At 72.0% G+C, this 261-nt stretch carries 1 protein-coding gene; it reads left to right on the top strand.

Annotation, left to right across the window (positions count from 1 at the left end):
• A partial coding sequence (locus ACYYG1_RS17580) for a hypothetical protein (RefSeq protein WP_461211627.1) occupies positions 1-261 on the top strand: 261 nt, incomplete at both ends.

Consider the following 261-nt stretch of genomic DNA (forward strand, 5'->3'; position numbering starts at 1 on the left):
GACCATGGTCGAGGCGGTCGCGGACGACACCCAGCGACTGGTGGCGCTCAACGAGATCTATCTGGGAGCCGCAGGTCATCAGACGGCCCGTTATCGCCTGGGGTTCGACGAGTACGGGGGTGCCGTCGAGCCCCAGGCGTCCTCCGGGGTGCTGGTGGGGACCGGGACGGGAGCCACCGGCTGGCTGCGCTCGGTGTGGCAGGAGCGGGGGGAGCGGCTGCCGCTGCCGGGGCCCACGGACGAGCGCCTGCTCTGGTTCGT

This window comes from Desulfocurvus sp. DL1XJH-121, assembly GCF_054819825.1.